At 68.9% G+C, this 16,384-nt stretch carries 21 protein-coding genes; 10 read left to right on the top strand and 11 right to left on the bottom strand.

The genetic code is table 11. From position 1 onward, the window contains the following. Positions 1-15: 15 nt before the first annotated feature. Positions 16-1,035: a prenyltransferase gene (locus ACFXK0_RS14945; RefSeq protein WP_379410756.1), complete on the top strand. Its 1,020-nt coding sequence runs from the start codon at positions 16-18 to the stop codon at positions 1,033-1,035. A 12-nt stretch (positions 1,036-1,047) separates the two neighbouring features. On the opposite strand, the gene ACFXK0_RS14940 is transcribed toward ACFXK0_RS14945, so the two are convergent. Further along, positions 1,048-1,704: a class I SAM-dependent methyltransferase gene (locus ACFXK0_RS14940; RefSeq protein WP_379410755.1), complete on the bottom strand. Its 657-nt coding sequence runs from the start codon at positions 1,702-1,704 to the stop codon at positions 1,048-1,050. Between the two features lie 66 nt (positions 1,705-1,770). Between ACFXK0_RS14940 and ACFXK0_RS14935 the strand changes: the two genes are divergently transcribed. Next, positions 1,771-1,917: a DUF1059 domain-containing protein gene (locus ACFXK0_RS14935; protein WP_379410753.1), complete on the top strand. Its 147-nt coding sequence runs from the start codon at positions 1,771-1,773 to the stop codon at positions 1,915-1,917. A gap of 93 nt (positions 1,918-2,010) precedes the next feature. Here the strand turns inward: ACFXK0_RS14935 and ACFXK0_RS14930 are convergent, their stop codons facing one another. After that, the gene (locus ACFXK0_RS14930) at positions 2,011-3,039 is read right to left on the bottom strand and encodes a beta-ketoacyl-ACP synthase III (RefSeq protein WP_379410751.1); all 1,029 of its coding nucleotides are present in this window, start codon (positions 3,037-3,039) and stop codon (positions 2,011-2,013) included. 88 nt (positions 3,040-3,127) lie between these two features. On the opposite strand from ACFXK0_RS14930, the gene ACFXK0_RS14925 reads away from it, so the two are divergent. The 3 genes from ACFXK0_RS14925 to ACFXK0_RS14915 all read left to right on the top strand — a co-directional run bounded on the left by ACFXK0_RS14925 (position 3,128) and on the right by ACFXK0_RS14915 (position 4,487). Next, on the top strand, positions 3,128-3,709 hold the full coding sequence (locus ACFXK0_RS14925) for a TetR/AcrR family transcriptional regulator (protein ID WP_379410750.1): 582 nt from the start codon (positions 3,128-3,130) through the stop codon (positions 3,707-3,709). A 98-nt stretch (positions 3,710-3,807) separates the two neighbouring features. Then, on the top strand, positions 3,808-4,044 hold the full coding sequence (locus ACFXK0_RS14920) for a hypothetical protein (protein ID WP_379410749.1): 237 nt from the start codon (positions 3,808-3,810) through the stop codon (positions 4,042-4,044). Between the two features lie 5 nt (positions 4,045-4,049). Further along, the gene (locus ACFXK0_RS14915; RefSeq protein WP_379410748.1) at positions 4,050-4,487 is read left to right on the top strand and encodes a hypothetical protein; all 438 of its coding nucleotides are present in this window, start codon (positions 4,050-4,052) and stop codon (positions 4,485-4,487) included. Positions 4,488-4,528: 41 nt separating this feature from the next. On the opposite strand, the gene ACFXK0_RS14910 is transcribed toward ACFXK0_RS14915, so the two are convergent. Together ACFXK0_RS14910 and ACFXK0_RS14905 are read right to left on the bottom strand one after the other, a co-directional pair. Next, on the bottom strand, positions 4,529-5,434 hold the full coding sequence (locus ACFXK0_RS14910) for an alpha/beta hydrolase fold domain-containing protein (RefSeq protein ID WP_379410747.1): 906 nt from the start codon (positions 5,432-5,434) through the stop codon (positions 4,529-4,531). A gap of 25 nt (positions 5,435-5,459) precedes the next feature. Further along, the gene (locus tag ACFXK0_RS14905) at positions 5,460-6,002 is read right to left on the bottom strand and encodes a YaeQ family protein (protein ID WP_379410746.1); all 543 of its coding nucleotides are present in this window, start codon (positions 6,000-6,002) and stop codon (positions 5,460-5,462) included. A 63-nt stretch (positions 6,003-6,065) separates the two neighbouring features. On the opposite strand from ACFXK0_RS14905, the gene ACFXK0_RS14900 reads away from it, so the two are divergent. Then, complete coding sequence (locus ACFXK0_RS14900; RefSeq protein ID WP_379410744.1) at positions 6,066-6,494, top strand: hypothetical protein; 429 nt, start codon at positions 6,066-6,068, stop codon at positions 6,492-6,494. A 15-nt stretch (positions 6,495-6,509) separates the two neighbouring features. Here the strand turns inward: ACFXK0_RS14900 and ACFXK0_RS14895 are convergent, their stop codons facing one another. From ACFXK0_RS14895 to ACFXK0_RS14875, 5 genes are all read right to left on the bottom strand, one after another. Continuing rightward, positions 6,510-6,851 carry an MmcQ/YjbR family DNA-binding protein gene (locus ACFXK0_RS14895; RefSeq protein WP_379410743.1) on the bottom strand — a complete coding sequence of 114 codons (342 nt, stop codon included), beginning with the start codon at positions 6,849-6,851 and terminating at the stop codon, positions 6,510-6,512. 36 nt (positions 6,852-6,887) lie between these two features. Then, positions 6,888-7,769, bottom strand: coding sequence for a metal ABC transporter permease (locus ACFXK0_RS14890; protein ID WP_379410742.1), 882 nt, complete (start codon positions 7,767-7,769; stop codon positions 6,888-6,890). A 9-nt stretch (positions 7,770-7,778) separates the two neighbouring features. Next, positions 7,779-8,507 carry a metal ABC transporter ATP-binding protein gene (locus ACFXK0_RS14885; RefSeq protein ID WP_379410740.1) on the bottom strand — a complete coding sequence of 243 codons (729 nt, stop codon included), beginning with the start codon at positions 8,505-8,507 and terminating at the stop codon, positions 7,779-7,781. After that, positions 8,504-9,439: a metal ABC transporter substrate-binding protein gene (locus ACFXK0_RS14880; RefSeq protein ID WP_379410739.1), complete on the bottom strand. Its 936-nt coding sequence runs from the start codon at positions 9,437-9,439 to the stop codon at positions 8,504-8,506. The genes ACFXK0_RS14885 and ACFXK0_RS14880 overlap by 4 nt, the downstream gene beginning before the upstream one ends. Before the next feature lie 67 nt (positions 9,440-9,506). After that, positions 9,507-9,881 carry a cupin domain-containing protein gene (locus ACFXK0_RS14875; protein WP_379410738.1) on the bottom strand — a complete coding sequence of 125 codons (375 nt, stop codon included), beginning with the start codon at positions 9,879-9,881 and terminating at the stop codon, positions 9,507-9,509. A gap of 70 nt (positions 9,882-9,951) precedes the next feature. Between ACFXK0_RS14875 and ACFXK0_RS14870 the strand changes: the two genes are divergently transcribed. Next, positions 9,952-10,413: a MarR family winged helix-turn-helix transcriptional regulator gene (locus ACFXK0_RS14870; protein ID WP_379410737.1), complete on the top strand. Its 462-nt coding sequence runs from the start codon at positions 9,952-9,954 to the stop codon at positions 10,411-10,413. Between the two features lie 184 nt (positions 10,414-10,597). After that, the gene (locus ACFXK0_RS14865; RefSeq protein WP_379410736.1) at positions 10,598-10,831 is read left to right on the top strand and encodes a hypothetical protein; all 234 of its coding nucleotides are present in this window, start codon (positions 10,598-10,600) and stop codon (positions 10,829-10,831) included. Here ACFXK0_RS14865 and ACFXK0_RS14860 read toward each other — a convergent pair whose 3' ends face one another. Continuing rightward, a complete protein-coding gene (locus ACFXK0_RS14860) occupies positions 10,832-12,256 on the bottom strand; it encodes an amidase (protein WP_379410734.1) in 1,425 nt (474 codons plus the stop codon). 165 nt (positions 12,257-12,421) lie between these two features. Here ACFXK0_RS14860 and ACFXK0_RS14855 point away from each other — a divergent pair, with 165 nt between their 5' ends. Next, on the top strand, positions 12,422-13,996 hold the full coding sequence (locus tag ACFXK0_RS14855) for an AIM24 family protein (protein WP_379410733.1): 1,575 nt from the start codon (positions 12,422-12,424) through the stop codon (positions 13,994-13,996). Between the two features lie 54 nt (positions 13,997-14,050). Here ACFXK0_RS14855 and ACFXK0_RS14850 read toward each other — a convergent pair whose 3' ends face one another. Further along, positions 14,051-15,355 (bottom strand): hypothetical protein, encoded by a 1,305-nt coding sequence (locus ACFXK0_RS14850; protein WP_379410732.1) that lies wholly within the window; start codon positions 15,353-15,355, stop codon positions 14,051-14,053. Positions 15,356-15,721: 366 nt separating this feature from the next. Here ACFXK0_RS14850 and ACFXK0_RS14845 point away from each other — a divergent pair, with 366 nt between their 5' ends. Further along, positions 15,722-16,279 (top strand): hypothetical protein, encoded by a 558-nt coding sequence (locus tag ACFXK0_RS14845; protein WP_379410730.1) that lies wholly within the window; start codon positions 15,722-15,724, stop codon positions 16,277-16,279. Positions 16,280-16,384 lie beyond the last annotated feature (105 nt).

The following is a 16,384-nucleotide window of genomic DNA, read 5'->3' as shown; positions in this document are numbered from 1 at the left end:
TGACGGAGCACCCCGATGACCGCTGACCTACCTGCTGTGCCCGGCATCCTGTCCGCCGACGCGATCCGGCGCACCGCCGAATCCATCGCCGCCGCACAGGAACCCGACGGCGCACTGCCCTGGTTCACCGGCGGGCACACCGATCCGTGGGACCACATCGAATCGGCCATGGCCTTGACCGTCGGCGACCAGTGGGACGCGGCACGCGAGGCCTACATCTGGTCGGCCAAGAACCAGCGCACCGACGGTTCGTGGCCGACGCAGGTGCGCGCGGGCGTCATCGAGAACCACGACGCCGACACCAATTTCTGCGCCTATCTCGCCACCGGCGTACTGCACGCGCTCACCGTCACCGGTGACCGCGAGTTCGCCGCCGAGATGTGGCCGACAGTGCGCGCGGGCATCGACTTCGTGCTCAGCTTGCAGACCGAACGCGGTGAGATTCATTGGTCCGCAGGCGAATCCGGGTCATCGGGTGAGGCCCTGCTGACCGGTAGTTCCAGCATCTTCCACAGCCTCGGCTGCGCGGTAACCTTGGCCGAGCTGGTCGGCGACCCGCGCCCGGACTGGGCGGCGGCCAGGGCCCGGCTCGGGCACGCGCTGCGCCATCACCCCGAGGCGTTCCTGGACAAGAGCCGCTACTCGATGGACTGGTACTACCCGATCCTCGGCGGCTCGGTGCGCGGTGCCCCGGCCCACGACCGCCTCGCGCGGCGCTGGGACGAGTTCGTGGTCGCCGATCTGGGGATCCGCTGTGTCGAGGACGCACCGTGGGTCACCGGCGCGGAGACCTGCGAACTGGTCCTCGCCCTGGACGCCATCGGCGACACGTTCAACGCGCGCCGGCTGCTGGCGAACATGCAGCACCTGCGCGAGAACGACGGATCCTATTGGACCGGACTGGTTTTCACCGACGGTGAGCGCTGGCCGGTCGAACGCACCACCTGGACCGCCGCCGCGGTCGTGCTCGCCGCCGACGCGCTCTCGCGCACCACCCCGGGCAACGGCATCTTCCGCGACGCGCGCCCGTCCTGAGTTCGCGGGCGCTCAGTTGCAGGCGGCGGTGCGCTGCAGAATCCGCAGCGAACCGGTCACCGAGAGCTCCCGGAACTTGCCGCTGTCCAGTGCCCGGCGGTAGATGTGGAAGGGCGGACGCCCACCGTCGGCGGGATCGGGGAAGACATCGTGGATGGCGAGCAGGCCGCCACCGGCCACCCAGTGCACCCAGTTGTCGTAGTCGCGCTGGGCGGCGTCCTCGCTGTGCCCGCCGTCGATGAACAGCATGCGCACCGGCGCGCGCCAGATCGCGGCGGCGGCCGCGGAGGACCCGATGATCGCGGTCACGGTGTCGGTGAGGCCCGCGCGCACCATGGTGCGGCGGAAGGCCGTCACGGTGTCGAAGACGCCGGTCTCCGGGTCGACGAGGGTGGTGTCGTGATACTCCCAGCCCGGCTGATGCTCCTCCGAGCCCCGGTGATGGTCGACGGTGACGACGTGGCCGCCGGTCTCGCGGGCCGCGGCCCCGAGATAGACGGTCGACTTGCCGCAGTAGGTGCCGATCTCCACAATGAGACCGTCGCCGAGGTAGGCGCGCGCGGCGTCGAACAGGGCTCGCCCTTCCGCTTCCGGCATGAACCCGGTGACCTGCTCGGCCAGCGCGAACAGCGCCCTGGTCTCGGCGGAGATCTCGTCCACAGCACCCATGCCCGCCACGCTAACACACCACCTGGAATATAATCCGGACTACTGTCCAGAAACGAGGAGCACGCCATGAAGACCCGTCTCAACTGCCCCTGCGGCGAACACATCCGCGGCACCGACGAAGAAGAACTGATCACCCTCACCCAGGCGCACCTGGCCGAGAACCACCCCGGCCACGATTACAGCCGCGACGAGATCCTCTTCATCGCCTACTGAGGCGTCGCCGCTCGGTCCGCCGCGGCACGGCCGCACACTCTCGAGGTACGCACGGTGGATCGTTGCCGGTGAGCCGGATCGCCGGCGAACCGCTCAGACGATGGCGGGCAGGTGCACCACCTGTCCCGCGTAGGCCAGGCCTGCGCCGAACCCGAGCAGCAGCGCGGTGTCGCCGGGCCGGGCGGCGCCGGAGCGCAACAGCTGTTCCATGGCCATCGGGATGGAGGCGGCGCTGGTGTTGCCGGTCTCGACGATGTCGCGGGCCACCGCGACCGAGTCCGGCAGCGCCAGCGTGCGCACCAGAGCGTCGGTGATCCGGCTGTTGGCCTGGTGCGGGACGAAGGCGTCCAGCGCGTCGGCGGTGACGCCCGCGTTGGCCAGTGCCTCCCGGCAGGCCTTCTCCAGGAAGGTGACGGCCCAGCGGAACACCTCGGTGCCGTTCATCCGGATATAGGGGCGCACCGCGTCGGATCCCCGTTCGGCGACTTCGGCGAAGTACCGCACGAAGTCCTTGTCCTGCTTGATCGCCGAGGTGCGGCTGCCGTCCGAACCCCAGGCGACCGGTCCGATGCCCTCCTGCTCGGCCGGTCCGACGACGACCGCGCCCGCACCGTCGGCGAAGATGAACGCGCAGGTGCGGTCGGCGGTGTCGAGCAGATCCGACAGCCGCTCCACCCCGATCACCAGGACGTGACGCGCCTGGCCCGCGCGCACCAGATTCGCGGCGTCGGCCAGCGCGTAGCAGAAGCCCGCGCAGCCGGCGGAGATGTCGTAGGCGGCGGTGTCGTCCATGCCGAGTTCGGTGGCGACCACGGCACCGGCCGACGGGCCGAGCACCATCTGCGAGGACGTGGCCAGCACGACGGCGTCGACCTGACCGGCCTCGATTCCGGCCGCGGCGAGCGCGTCGCGGGCCGCGGCCACACTCATCGCGACAATGGTCTCCTCGGTATCGGCCCAGTGCCGGGCGGCGATGCCGGAGCGGGTCTTGATCCACTCGTCGGAGGAGTCGATGGCCGCGACGATCTCGGCATTGGGGACGACCCGGCGCGGGCGATAGACGCCGAGGCCGAGAATTCCTGTATGGGTGACCGGAACAGCAGTGGCGATGGGGGTCGGCATGGCATCCTCTCCATATGAACCGATCGGTTCACGTGGAATAGGTCTAACATGAACCGATCGGTTCAATCAAGAGTTGGGAGGAGATCTGATGGCAGCCGGACCACGCGCCCGACTGATCGAACACACCATCAGCACGGTCCAGCAGCACGGCGTGCACGCGGCCGCGCTCAGTGAACTGCTCAAGCGCAGCAACACCTCACGCAACTCGCTGTATCAGCACTTCCCTTCCGGCAAGGGCGAATTGGTGCAGACCGCGGCCCGCATCGTCTCCCGGCTGGTGTACTCGCACGTGTCCACCATGGCCGATTCGCTCCAGACCACCCCGTCGGTCCAGCGGTGGGTCACCGACCTGCTCGCCTTCTGGCGCACCCCGCTCGAGGAGTCCGACTACAGCGCCGGCTCGTTCATGATGGCGGCCGCCCTCGACGAACTCGACCCCACGGTCCAGTCCGTCGCGGGCCAGGCCTTCGCCGAATGGACCGCCCGCCTGGCCGACGGCATCGTCGCCACCGGCATCGAACGCGCCACCGCCGTCTCCCTGGCCGGCTTCCTGCTCACCACCATCGAGGGCACCATCGTGCACAGCCGCGCCCTCAAGTCCCCCCACCCCTTCGACCAGGCCGTCACCCAACTCACCCTCCTGCTCGACCTCCACCTGTCCCAGCGCTGAACCGGGCCCGTAGCGCAGACTTCCGGTTCGCCGTCGGCGACATCGACGAATGTCAAGACAACCTTGACAGGCGCAGATGTAAAGGTAGCCTTGACAGTGTGGAGATACGGCAAGCGGCCCGAAAACATGGTGTGGCCGATGCCGACATCCTTCACGCCTGGAAGAACGCGTTACGAACAATCGAATACGAATACGAGGGTGACGAGCGGTTGCTGGTCATCGGTCCCGACCAGTCCGGTCAGCTACTCGAGCTGGTGGCGGTACCGGTCAACGGACCGAACCGAATCATCCACGCCGACCAGCTGAGACAGAAATTCTACGATTACCTGAGGTGATATTCATGGCCACAACCAAGAAGCCCGACAAGGTGGTGACCAAGAAGGCCTCCGCCCTGACGTCCAGGACCCGCCGCAGGACTCTGTTGTCCCCGGTGACGACAATCAAACCGCGCTCCGCGACGGCGTTCACTCTCAGTGCGCCTTCGGTTGAGCGCGGCAAGGCGGACACGACCCGCAAGAAGGCACCGCCAAAGACCGAAGTACCGGCGGAGAAGGCCGAAGACTCCGGCCTGGACGGCCTGGATCCTAAGACGACACCGGCACGGGATGCGAAGCACTTTCGGCGCATCATCGAAGCTCGCGAGCAGTTGGCACGGGCTGAGGCTGAATTGCGGGCGGCGGTCAAGGAGGCCCATGCCGCCGGAGATTCCTGGACCGTGATCGGATTGGCGTTGGACACCTCTCGCCAAGCAGCATTCCAGCGTTTCGGCAAAGACTGACTCCGGGATCACACCCGCGGGTCGGGCACTGATCGCCCCACTCAGGCGGTCAAATGTTCGCGCAGGGTGGCGATGATGGTGCGGCGGGCCTCGGCGCCTTCCCGGGTGGGGGTGAGTGGGTAGACGTGGACCAGGCCGGCGGCTTCGTGGTAGTCGACTTCGACGCCCGCGGTGCGGGCCTTGTCGACGAGCAGGCGGGTGTCGGGGTTGAGGATGTCGTAGGTGCCGCTGAAGATCGTCAGCGGGCCGAGGCCGGTGAGGTCGCCGAACAGTGGGCTCACCAGCGGGTCCTTCATCGGGAGTTCGCCGCGCCAGTGGCCGCCGAAGACCAGAGCGCCCTCGCGGCCGAGCCACGGGTCGTGTGGGATCACCGCGTCGATGGCCGGGTTCTCCAGGGTCAGGTCGAGTGCGGGTGAGATCAGCACGGTCCGTGGGACTTTCACGCCGAGGGCGTCGCGCAGGTACAGCGCCGTCGACAGGGCGATCTGACCACCGGCGGAATCTCCGGCCAGGAAGGTCGGGCCGTAGCGCTCGCCGCTGTCGGTGACGATCTCGGCGAAGCGCGGAATCACCTGCGCGGCAGTGCCGGACGGGATCAGCGGGTAGATCGGCACGGTCACCGTCAGCTCCAGCTCGGCGGCCAGGCGCGCCGCGAGATGCCAGTGCTGGGAGACGATCTCGCTCACCCAGCCGCCACCGTGCGCATAGACCAGCCCGCCCCGCGACCGGCCCGAGTTCGGCGTGAGGGTGAAGATCGGCCAGCCCCGGTCGGTGACCGTCGAGACCGTCACCCCGCGCAGCCGCTCGGGCGGGTCGTAGGAGGCGGGCGCGGCCACGCACTGCCGGATGTAGGCGTGCGCCGCCTCGGCGCTGACGTACTTGCGATTGCGGCGGGTGACCCGCAGGAATACCGGCAGCAACCGGCTCAGCACACTGAGATCTGACACCCCCGCGACATTACGGGTACCGGGGTCAGGCCAGCCGGTGTTCCTCGATCTCGCCGCGCAGGCTGGTGCCGTTGAGGTCGAGGTAGAGCACGCCCTCGGTGACCGACAGGGTCGCGGTGTTGCGGCGCTCGATCAGGGGAACGGCCGCGTCGACGAACGCGCGATCGACACTGTAGAGCGGGATGTCCGCGGCGCGGTGGATCTTCTTGCCGGCGTACTGGGCCAGCACCTTGGCCGGGTCGCGATGGGTGTAGACAGCGGCCCGACCGGCCAGCTTGCTGCCGCGATGCACGCGGTCGGCATCGGGCGCGCCCACCTCGATCCAGGCGGTGACCCGGCCGGTCAGGTCGCGGATCTGCACGGCGGGTTCGTCGGTGGCCGAGATGCCGCCCTCGCTGAACACGATGCCCTCCTCGTACTGCAGGCAGTAGGCGAGGATGCGGGTGAGCATGTACTCGAGCGTTTCCGACGGGTGGCGGGCGACCCGCAGCTCGAGATCCTCGTAGACGCCGCGGTCGACGTCGGCGAGCTGGACGGCGAAATGATGCAGGGTTGCGCTGAGTGCCATAGGAGCTGTGAGCCTACTCGGCCACCACTTGCGCAGACCGGGCCGGACCGCCAGAGTCTCTCCATGCGAATCACCCACGTTTCAGCACTCACCGCCGCGCTGCTGACCCTCGGCACGGCAAGTGCTGCCGCACAACCTGATCCGGCCGACACCCCGCGCCAGGCGATCGCCCGCAGCTACCTCGACGCGCTGGTCTCCCACGACGCCAGCGCGGTCCCCTTCGCCCCCGACGCCACCCGCGTCGAGGTCGGCTTCCAGACCGGTTACTCCGGCCCGCAGCTGGCCCACGACCTGGAACACGGCCTGCAATACCGCGTCATCCAGGGCATCCGCGAGCTCACCATGTCCGAGCACGGCGACACCGTCACCACCCGCTACCTCCTGGACACCGGCGTCGCCGGCATCCGCCTGACCACCGTCGAGATCCACGAGACCTTCGTGATCCCCGACAACGCCATCCAGACCATCGAAGCCACCATCACCCCGGCGTAGCCCCGAGGCCAACGGTCACCCTTCGGCGTCCTCCAGTAAGGCCCGAGGGGCGGCTTGCCGCCAGGAGTCGGTGACGATGGCCGTGAGTTCGTCGCGGTCGTCGAGGGCGGACAGGTAGACCCGGACCCACGGGTTACCGGCCTCGTGGGCGGCGATCCAGAACTTGTGCGGCTCGGCCATGACCAGTTCGTCGCGGTCGAGCACCGGGCAGCGCACCGCCATCGAGGTCTCGTCCTCTGGCAGGGTGAGGAACAGCCGGCCCGCGACCTTGAAAACGGGCATCCCCCAGGCGAAGTGCTCGCTCGTCTCGGCCAACGCGAGCACCAGGGCGCGGACATCGTCGCCGGTGACTTTCATGCTCCCGATCATCGCAGGGCGGAGGCGACAGGTGCCCTAGACGGCGGCCTTCGCCGCGGTCGCCGCACGGGCGCGCGCCGCGGTGATCCGCCGGCCGATGATGCCGTGCCGAGGCGCGAACAGGTAGACCACCGTAAAGGCCACACCCTGGGTGACCACCACCATCCCGCCCGCGGCGGTGTCGAGGTGGTAACTCAGATAGAGGCCGGTCACCGCGCACAGCACCGAGACCGTCGGCGCGATGAGCAGCATCCGGGAGAACCGGTCGGTCAGCAGGTAGGCGGTCGCGCCCGGGATGATCAGCATGGCCACCACCAGCACCACCCCGACCGCCTGCAACGCCACCACCGAGGTCAGCGCGAGCAAGGCCAGCAGCGCGGTACCGAGCACCCGCGGATTCAGGCCGATGGCGTGCGCGTGCGTTGCGTCGAAGGCGTACAGCGTGAAATCGCGTCGCTTGAGCACCAGCGCGACGAGCACGATGGCCGCCAGGATCATGATCTGGATCATCTCGCCACGGCTCACCCCGAGCAGATTGCCGAAAACGATGTGGTTCAAGTCGGTTTGGCTCGGCGTCACCGACACCAGCACCAGACCGAAGGCGAACAGGGTGGTGAACACGATGCCGATGGCGGCGTCCTCCTTCACCCGGCTGGTGTCGCGGACCACGCCGATCAGCGCGACAGCCAGGAAGCCGAAGATCACCGCGCCCACCGCGAACGGCCAGCCGGCGATATAGGCCAGCACCACCCCGGGCAGCACCGCGTGCGAGACCGCGTCCCCCATCAGCGACCAGCCGATCAGCACCAGCCAGCACGACAGCACCGCGCACACCAGCGCCGCGGTGACCGTGGTCGCCAGCGCGCGCACCATGAACTCGTAGCGCAGCGGGTCGACGAAGAATTCTTCGAGGCTCATCAGGTTTCCTCACTCGTCCACATCGAGCCCGAAGGCCTTGGCCAGGTTCTCCGGACGCAGCACCACATCGGGGTCACCGTGTTCGAGGACCCGCCGGTTCAGCAGCACAGCCTCGTCGGCCAGCGCGGGCAGGGCGTGCAGGTCGTGGGTGGAGACCAGAATGGTGGCGCCGTCGGCGGACAGTTCGCGCAGCAGCGCGGTGATCGTCGCCTCCGAGCGTTTGTCGACACCGGCGAACGGCTCGTCGAGCAGCAGGATGGTGGCCTCCTGGGCGATGCCACGGGCCACGAACGCGCGCTTCTTCTGGCCGCCGGACAGCTGCCCGATCTGCCGGTCGGCCAGCTCGGTGAGCTCGACCCGGTCCAGGGCCGAGGCGACGGCGGCACGGTCGGCCTTACCCGGGCGGCGGGTGAAACCCATCTTCCCGTAGCGGCCGGTCAGCACCACATCGCGTACCGACAGCGGGAAACTCCAGTCCACATCCTCGGATTGCGGCACGTAACCGAGCGTGCCCGCCTTGCGCGCGGCGGCGGGGGCCTGACCGTTGATCAGCACCCGGCCGCGATCCGGGGTGACCAGGCCCATGACGGTCTTGAACAGCGTCGACTTGCCCGAGCCGTTCATCCCGATCAGCCCGCAGACCCGGCCCGATTTCAGCGTGAGCTCGACATTGTCGAGCGCGAGCACGTCACCGTAATGGACTGTCACGTCCTGGATTTCGACAACCGGTGCGGTCATTGGGGTACTCCGGCGAGTGCGGTCGCGATGAGGTTCGCGTCGTGGCGGATGAGCTGCAGGTAGGTCGGGACCGGGCCGTCGGCCTCGGAGAGCGAGTCGACGTAGAGGGTGCCACCGAAGCGGGCACCGGAGGCCTCGACGACACGCTGCATCGGCGCGTCGGAGACCGTCGACTCGCAGAACACCGCGGGCACGCCGCGTTGGCGGACGAAGTCGATGGCCGAACCGATCTGCTGCGGGGTGGCCTGCTGTTCGGCGTTGACCGGCCAGATGTACTTCTCGGTCAGCCCGGCGTCGCGGGCGAGGTAGGAGAACGCGCCCTCGCAGGTCACCAGGGCTCGCTGGTCGGCGGGCAGGGTGTCCAGCGCGGCGACGAGGTCGTCGTGGACCGTGGCGAGCTGGGTCTTGTAGGCCGCGCCGTTGGCGCGATAGGCCTCGGCGTGCGCGGGATCGAGGTCGGTGAACGCGCGCACCATGTTGTCGACGTAGATCTGCGCGTTCACCGGCGACATCCACGCGTGCGGGTTCGGCTTGCCGCGATAGGCGTCCTCACCGATGTCGATCGTGGCCACGCCCTCGCTGACCACCGCGTGCGGCACGTCGAGATCGGCGACGAACTGGGCGAACCAGGCCTCCAGGTTGAGCCCGTTGTCCAGGATCAGATCGGCCGTCGCGGCCTTCTTGATATCGCCGGGAGTGGGTTCGTAGCCGTGGATCTCGGCACCGACCTTGGTGATCGACTCGACCCGCAGATGCTCGCCCGCCACATTGCGCGCCATATCGGCGAGCACGGTGAAGGTCGTGAGGACCACCTTCTTGCCGTCGTCCTCGGCGCCCACCCCACCACAGGCGGTGAGCGCGAACGCCAGGACACTCAGAACAGCCGCCGCGAGCGTGCGGCGACCCGACGCACGGTGAAACCCAACCTTCATTCCAGAATTATATTGTTCGGGTCACCGAACTTTCAAGTTCAAGGCCCAAAACAGCGGTGGTGACGGCTCAGGATGCCCAGGGCGGGGCGAAGGTAGACCCATCGGGCAGTTCGGCCGCGAAGCCGACTCGCACGGTCACGAGCAGCACCGCGGCCACCTCGGCAACATTGGCGAGCGCGATGGTCGAGCCGGCGGGCGCGACCGCGGCATCGCCGGGCCGCAGGGTCGCGGATTCCCCGTCGACGGTCAGCTCGACCTCGCCAGACAGCAGGACGAAGGCCTCCTCCCCCAGGATGCGATGCGGCACGCCGGTCGAGCGCGGCGCGACCTCGGTCTGCCAGACGCAGAGCTCGGCACTGCCGGTGCCGGGCCGGATCAGCGCGGTGAAGCGGGCGTTGTGGATCTCGCGCACCTGCGCGTCGGCAGCACGGACGACCGGCATGAATACCTCCAATTAGTCAATCTTCTTGTCTATATAGTCAAGCAAGTTGTCTATCGTGTCAAGTGCCACAATGACTGTCGTGCCGACGAATCCGCCGCCCACCGGCGACCTCCCGCTGCTGCTACTCGCCGCCGCGGCCGAGGTGAACCATGCGGTACAGGCCGGCGTCATCGCGGCGGGCTTCACCGATATCCGCCCCGCGCACGGATTCGCCTTCGCGCGGATGGCACCCGACGGCGCAACCGTCGGCGAGATCGCCGAGCATCTCGGTGTCACCAAGCAGGCGGCGAGTCAGCTGGTCGAGGACCTGGTCACCAAGGGCTACGCCGACCGCAAGCCACATCCCGCCGACGCGCGCGCCCGGCTGATCACCCTCACCGAGCGCGGCTGGGCATGCACCCGGGCCGCCGACGCCGCGCTGGCGGAGTTCACCCAGCGCTGGGGCGAGACCCTCGGCCCGGCCGCACTCGGACAGGTTCGCCAAGCGCTGGCGCGAGTCGTCACACCAGGTCGAGTTCGCCCGAGCTGGTAACCCTTTTGGTGATCTTGACGATCTGATGACGAATGCCTGTTGATCCGAATAACAGGATTTTCAAAACGGCCACCGTGCGCACACGGTGCGCGGCATACTCGGCGACGAGCGGTGACGCGCCACCGCGGCTCCCGGTTCGCCGGAGCGCACTCGTCACACCGTTCGTTTCTAACCCGGAGAATCCATGTCCTCGCTTGCCACTGTTGTCAGCACGGTCGACACCATCACCCGCCACAAATACGAGCGCCTGCAGTACACCGGTTCGGCCGGCATCGTCAGCTCGCTCGAGGACGCGCGGCTGGTCGAGCGCTGGCGGCTGGACTTCCCCGGCTGGTCCGGCGAGCACTGGGCGTTCGAAGCAGGCACCGCCAGCCCCGGACGCCTGCGCCCGATCAATGTCGCGGTGCGACAGGGCTGATCAGGCGGCGCCCGCCGCGGCGGAACGGTCGACGATGCGCGGGAACGGGCTCGTCGCCTCCAGCTGATAGGCCAGGTCGAGCAGGGTCCGCTCGTCGCCACGCGCCGCGGCGAGCTGGATCGACCCGGGCAGGCCGGCCGGCAGCAGGCCGTGCGGCACCGAGATGCCAGGACCGCCGCCGACATTGTTCAGCGGCGTGAAGCCGACATAGTCGACCAGTTTGGTGAACAACTCGTCGAACGGCTGACCCGGCGCCAGCTCGCCGATCCGGGGCGCCGGATGCGACAGCACCGGGCTCAGCAGCACATCGATCCCGGCGAAATGCCGGTCATAGGTGGCCGTCCCGGAACGCAGCCGCCAGGCCGCCGCGGCCGCGCCGAACGGATTACGCTTGGCCAGCCCGATCAGCCCAGTTGTGAACGGATCGAGTTTGCGCGGATCGAAGTAGCCGCGATGCCCCAGCCGGAACGACAACGTCATCGCCGCCGCCATCACCGCCCAGTACTGCTTGAAGTCCTCCACGAAGCGCGGTTCCACATCCAGGCGCATCTCCACGATCTCGTGACCGAGACCGGTCAGCACGGTGACCGCCGAGGCCAGCACGGCCGCGTTGTCGGGATGGACCGGACGGCCCAGCACATCGGCGGTGATCAGCCCGATCCGCAACCGCCGCGCGCTCGGCCCCTCGACCAGGCCCACCGGGGCCAGCTTCGGATTCGGCGCGTACTGCTCGACGGCGGCCAGATAGTGCGCGGTATCGCGCACCGACCGGGTGACTACGCCCTCGGTGACCAGCTGCACCGGCAGACTGCGCACGCCGGGCTGATCCAGCAGACGGTTACGGGTGACCTTCAGCCCGACCAGGCCGTTGGCCGCGGCCGGGATGCGAATCGAGCCGCCTCCGTCGTTGGCGTGCGCGATCGGCACCACACCCGCCGCGACCAGCGCCGCCGAACCACCCGAGGACGCACCGGCCGAGTACTCCGGATTCCACGGGTTGCGGGTGGGCGCGCGATCGGTGAACTCGGTGCTCGCGGTGAGCCCGAACTCCGGCAGAGTCGACTTGCCGAGCACCACCACACCCGAATGCAGGAACTGCGCACCCGGACCACTGGTCGCGGTCGCCGGATGCGGCGTGAACGCCGCCGACCCGTGACAGCTGGGCAGCCCCGCGATATCGGTGTTGTCCTTGACGAACGCGGGCACCCCCGCGAACACCCCCGCTGTCTCCGGTGCCGCGGCCGCCCGCTCGAAGCACCGCACCTGCACCGCGTCCAGGCTCGGATCCACCCGCTCGGTCCGCGCGATCGCCGCCTCGAGTACCTCGGCCCGGCTCACCGCGCCCGACCGCAAGGCTTCGGCCACCCCGACGGCATCCCCTGTTCCCAGTGCATCATCGGTGAATCCGTGGACCGCAGAGCTCATGGCCGCAGCCTAATCCGCCAGGTAGGACCTTCGCAGCGGTAACCAATTTCCCCGGCCGGCCCGGCTGACCGGCCCACGCTGGCGAGCCGGGCGCGGACACGGCACTATCGAGGTCGTGGAAAACTTCCGAATCGGACAAATCGTCCCGATGTGGGGTGATCGGGCGTGACCGCGCTGGCGCGTGGGGAGAACCGGCCTGCGCCCGGTGACCAGCTGACCGTGACCGTGGCCAGTTCGGCGTCGGTCGATGTGTCGGCGTTGCTGCTGAACACCGCCGGGGTGGTGCGGTCGGACGCGGATTTCGTGTTCTTCAATCAACCGGCCGGACCCGGGGTGACCTATCGGCACGGCAACGGCGGACCCGATGTGGTGCAGGTGCAGACCTCGGCACTGCCCGCCGATATCGACCGCGTGGTGGTCACCGCCAGCCTCGACGGTCGCGGGCCAGCCACCTTCGCCGGTGTCGGGCAGCTGACCGCGACCATCGGATCCGGTTCGGACACACTGACATTCCCGATCGCGGGGCTCACCACCGAGAGCGGTGTGGTGTGCGTGGAGATCTACCGGCGCGGTGGCGGCTGGAAGATCAGGGCCATCGGGCAGGGCTACGACGACGGGCTCGCGGGGATCGCCTCGGCGTTCGGGGTGAACCTCGATGACGAGCCGGCCCCGGCCGCTCCCCCAGCCGCTGCCCGCCCAGCCGCCGCACCCACCGTCGCCTACCCACCCGCGGGCAGCCCGCCGCCTGGGCAATACGCACCGCCCGGCCCCGGCAGTCCGCCCCCTGCGCAGCAGTACCTACCGTCTGGCCCCGGCACCCCGCCGCCTGCGCAGTACGCGCCCGGTGCCGGTGGGCTCACTCCCGGACAGCCCGCGCAGCCATACCCGGGCGCACCCGGCAACTCCGCCCCGTCACCCGGTGGCGCCCCGGCCCCCTACCCCAGCGCACCGCCCGGATTCGGTCAGCAGCCGACCGGTCAACCGTCGTTCGCCTCTCAGCAAGGAGCCCCGCCCGTGCACAGCGACCTGTTCGATCCCTCGCATGCCGAGGTCAACGGCCTCGGTATCCAGAAACAGGGCGGCAAGATGGTCAAGGTCGGCCTCAACGGTGAGGTGATGGCCCGCGCCGGGTCGATGGTGGCCTACCAGGGTGAGCTGCAGTTCCAGGCGCTCGGCTCCGGCGGGATCGGCCGGGCCATCCGCCAGCACCTGACCGGTGAGGGCGTGCCACTGATGAAGGTCAGCGGGCGCGGCGATCTGTTCCTGGCCAACAGCGCCGCCGACGTGCACCTGATCGACCTCGACGGCAGCGACGGCCTCACCATCAACGGCGCCAATGTGCTCGCCTTCGACCAGACCCTGCACTACGACATCGGCCGCGTCCAGGGCGCCGCGGGTTACGCCTCCAATGCCGGCCTGTTCAACTGCGTGTTCACCGGCCGCGGCCGCATCGCCATCACCACCCACGGCAGCCCGGTCGTGCTCACCGTCGACCAGGCCACCTACGCCGACCCCAATGCCGCCGTCGCGTGGTCGTCGAGCCTGCAGACCGGCATCAAGCGCAACGACTCCTTCGGCCTGGGCCGGCTGATGGGCCGCAGCACCGGCGAGGCCAGCACCCTGTCCTTCGCCGGGCGCGGCTTCGTCATCGTCCAGCCCTCCGAGCTGCCCCCGGGTGGCCTGATCGGCGGCACCGGCGGCGGCCAGCAGGCGGGCACCGGCGGCAGCATCTTCGGCTGAGAAACGAATCCGGCGGCACACCAGAGGGTGTGCCGCCGGATTCTGCCCAGCGTGTCAGGAGCTGGCGCGTTCCTTGCGGGCCTGCCGACGGGCCTCGCGCATGGCGTTGAGTTCCTGTTCCAGGCTCTCGGCGATGCGGAACTGGCCGGTGTCGTAGACATTGACCGGCTCGACGGCCTCGTAGCCGAAGTTGGCTTCGGCGAACGCCTTCTCGACCCGGGCTTCGATATCGGAGATGGTGCTCTTGCGGGTCGCCGGCACCGCGTCGGCGACCTTGGCCGGCTCGGCGGGCTTGGCCGGCTCCGGTGCCGGTTCGGGGGCGGCGGCCGGTGCGGGCGCCGCGGCGGTCTTCTTGGTGGCCTTGTCCGAGGAGGAGGGCTTGCCGATGCCGAAACGCTTGCGCTTCTCGGCCGGGCGGCCGTTGCCGTTGGCCACCGGCTCGCTGGGCGTCCAGGCGGGTTCGCGGGTGACCGGAACGGTGGCGGCGGCGGCCTCGGCGGCCGCTTCGGCGCGGGCCGCGCCGGTCATCGGGGGCTGGTAGGTCAGGCGCACGCTGTCCACCGGCTGCCTGCTGAGCAGGTTCTCGGCGGGGTCGGGCAGGTCGCGCACCTGGCTGGTCGCGCGCGTGATGGCCAGGCCGTACCGCGCGCTGACCGCGTCGTGGATGAGCAGCGCGACACCGATCATCACCGGCGCCACCGCGTGCACCGCGGCGTCGTACCAGCGTCCGTCGCGCACATAGGGATAGGTGTTGAGGGTGACCGTGAGCCCGAGCAGCGCGAGCTCGGCGAGCGCGACCTGACGGCGGTTGTCGATGACACCCCACTCGGCGACCTTGTTGGTGCCGACCATGATGATGATCAGGCACACGCTGATCATCGCCTCGAGCAGATAGCTGAACCAGAACAGCGGATCGCTCGGCCCGCCGGGGGCGATGTTCTGCTGGACGTTCACCGCCGACCACAGCATGCCGGCACCGACGACGCCGGCCAGCGCTTTGAGCGACCACGACCGATGCCGGTACAGCGAAGCCAGCTTCGCGTGCGGGCTCGATTCGCGCCGCTGGGAGGCCATCGCCTTTCTGGCGAGCAGCAGATCTCGCATGTCGGCCTTCTCGATTGCTTCGGTGGTCTGGCGGGCGCGGTCGGAGGCCAGCGCCATCGCCTGGGTGTGCTTCCAGCGCTGTTCGCGATCCTGTTCACGAATGCGTTCGGCCAGTTCCCGTTCGGCGTGCAGCTCGTCTTCCGACAGCGCGTCGGTGAGGGCGGGATCGAATTGGTAGGCGAGGCGCCCGCGCGCTCGTTCGACTCGCTGGGCGAGCTGGGTGACGTCGTCCTCGAGCGGAGTCTCGATGGTCATGCCACACCACCGCCCCGGCATCGCGAAGGCAGGCAGGTGACCACACGTGTGAACGGCACACGCCATTCTTAGTCCATTCACCCTCGAGCGCGAAACCGATGCTAGGACACCGCTCCCCAGACACGGCGCGCCGCGCGCGACACGCGCAACCGAGACGCCCGATTTCCCGATCAGCGAAGATAATCGCCGTCCACCGCCGAGGCGGGAGTTTCCGGCGGTTCGGTGCCCGACTGTTGCCGAACGTCGTTCGCGGCGAACCGGAACCGTTCACCGCGCGACCCGACCGGCCGCGTCCTAGGGTTGAGCAAACGGGGGGCGCCGGAGGGGTTCGGTCCCGCCCGCGAGATCGATTCCTAGGGTGGCGAATTGACCGAATACATCGAGCTGGATCGCGCGATCGCCGAGCGGCTCGAGCCGTGGGTCGCGCGCCTGAGCGCCGACCGCAAGGCCTATCAGAACCATGTGCTTCGGGTGCTGTGCTTCGCCGATCTGCTGTTCGCCCGCACCGGCGCGGACGGGCCGCCGCCGAGTGCGCGCGAGGAGTTCCGCACCGCGGCGACCTTCCACGACCTGGGCATCTGGGCCGCGGGCACCTTCGACTATCTCGAGCCCTCCTGCGCGCTGGCCAACGACTGGCTGATCACCCACCACCGCGAGGATCTCTCCGAACTGGTGTGTGCGATGATCCGCGGCCATCACCGGGTCCGCCCGGCGGGCAGGCCTGCCGATCCGGTGGAGCTGTTCCGGCGCGCGGACCTGATCGATGTCGCGTGCGGCGCGCGCCGGTTCGGGCTGTCGTGCGGGGCCTACGCCGGGGTCGTACGCCGGTATCCCGACAGCGGCTTTCATCTCCGGCTCGTGGCGCTGACACTGCGCCGCGCGGTCATCCATCCGCTGTCGCCGTTACCGATGATCCGCTGGTGAGGGGCCATTTCCGGGATATTATTGTCACATCGCCAATACTGGTGCACACTGTATCCGTAACCACCGGTCACGCCTGGGCCGGTGCTGTGCCGAGCCGTAAGGAGA

This window comes from Nocardia sp. NPDC059177 (assembly GCF_042755165.1).
Lineage (GTDB): Bacteria > Actinomycetota > Actinomycetes > Mycobacteriales > Mycobacteriaceae > Nocardia.
This window is presented reverse-complemented; position numbering and strand designations above follow the sequence as displayed.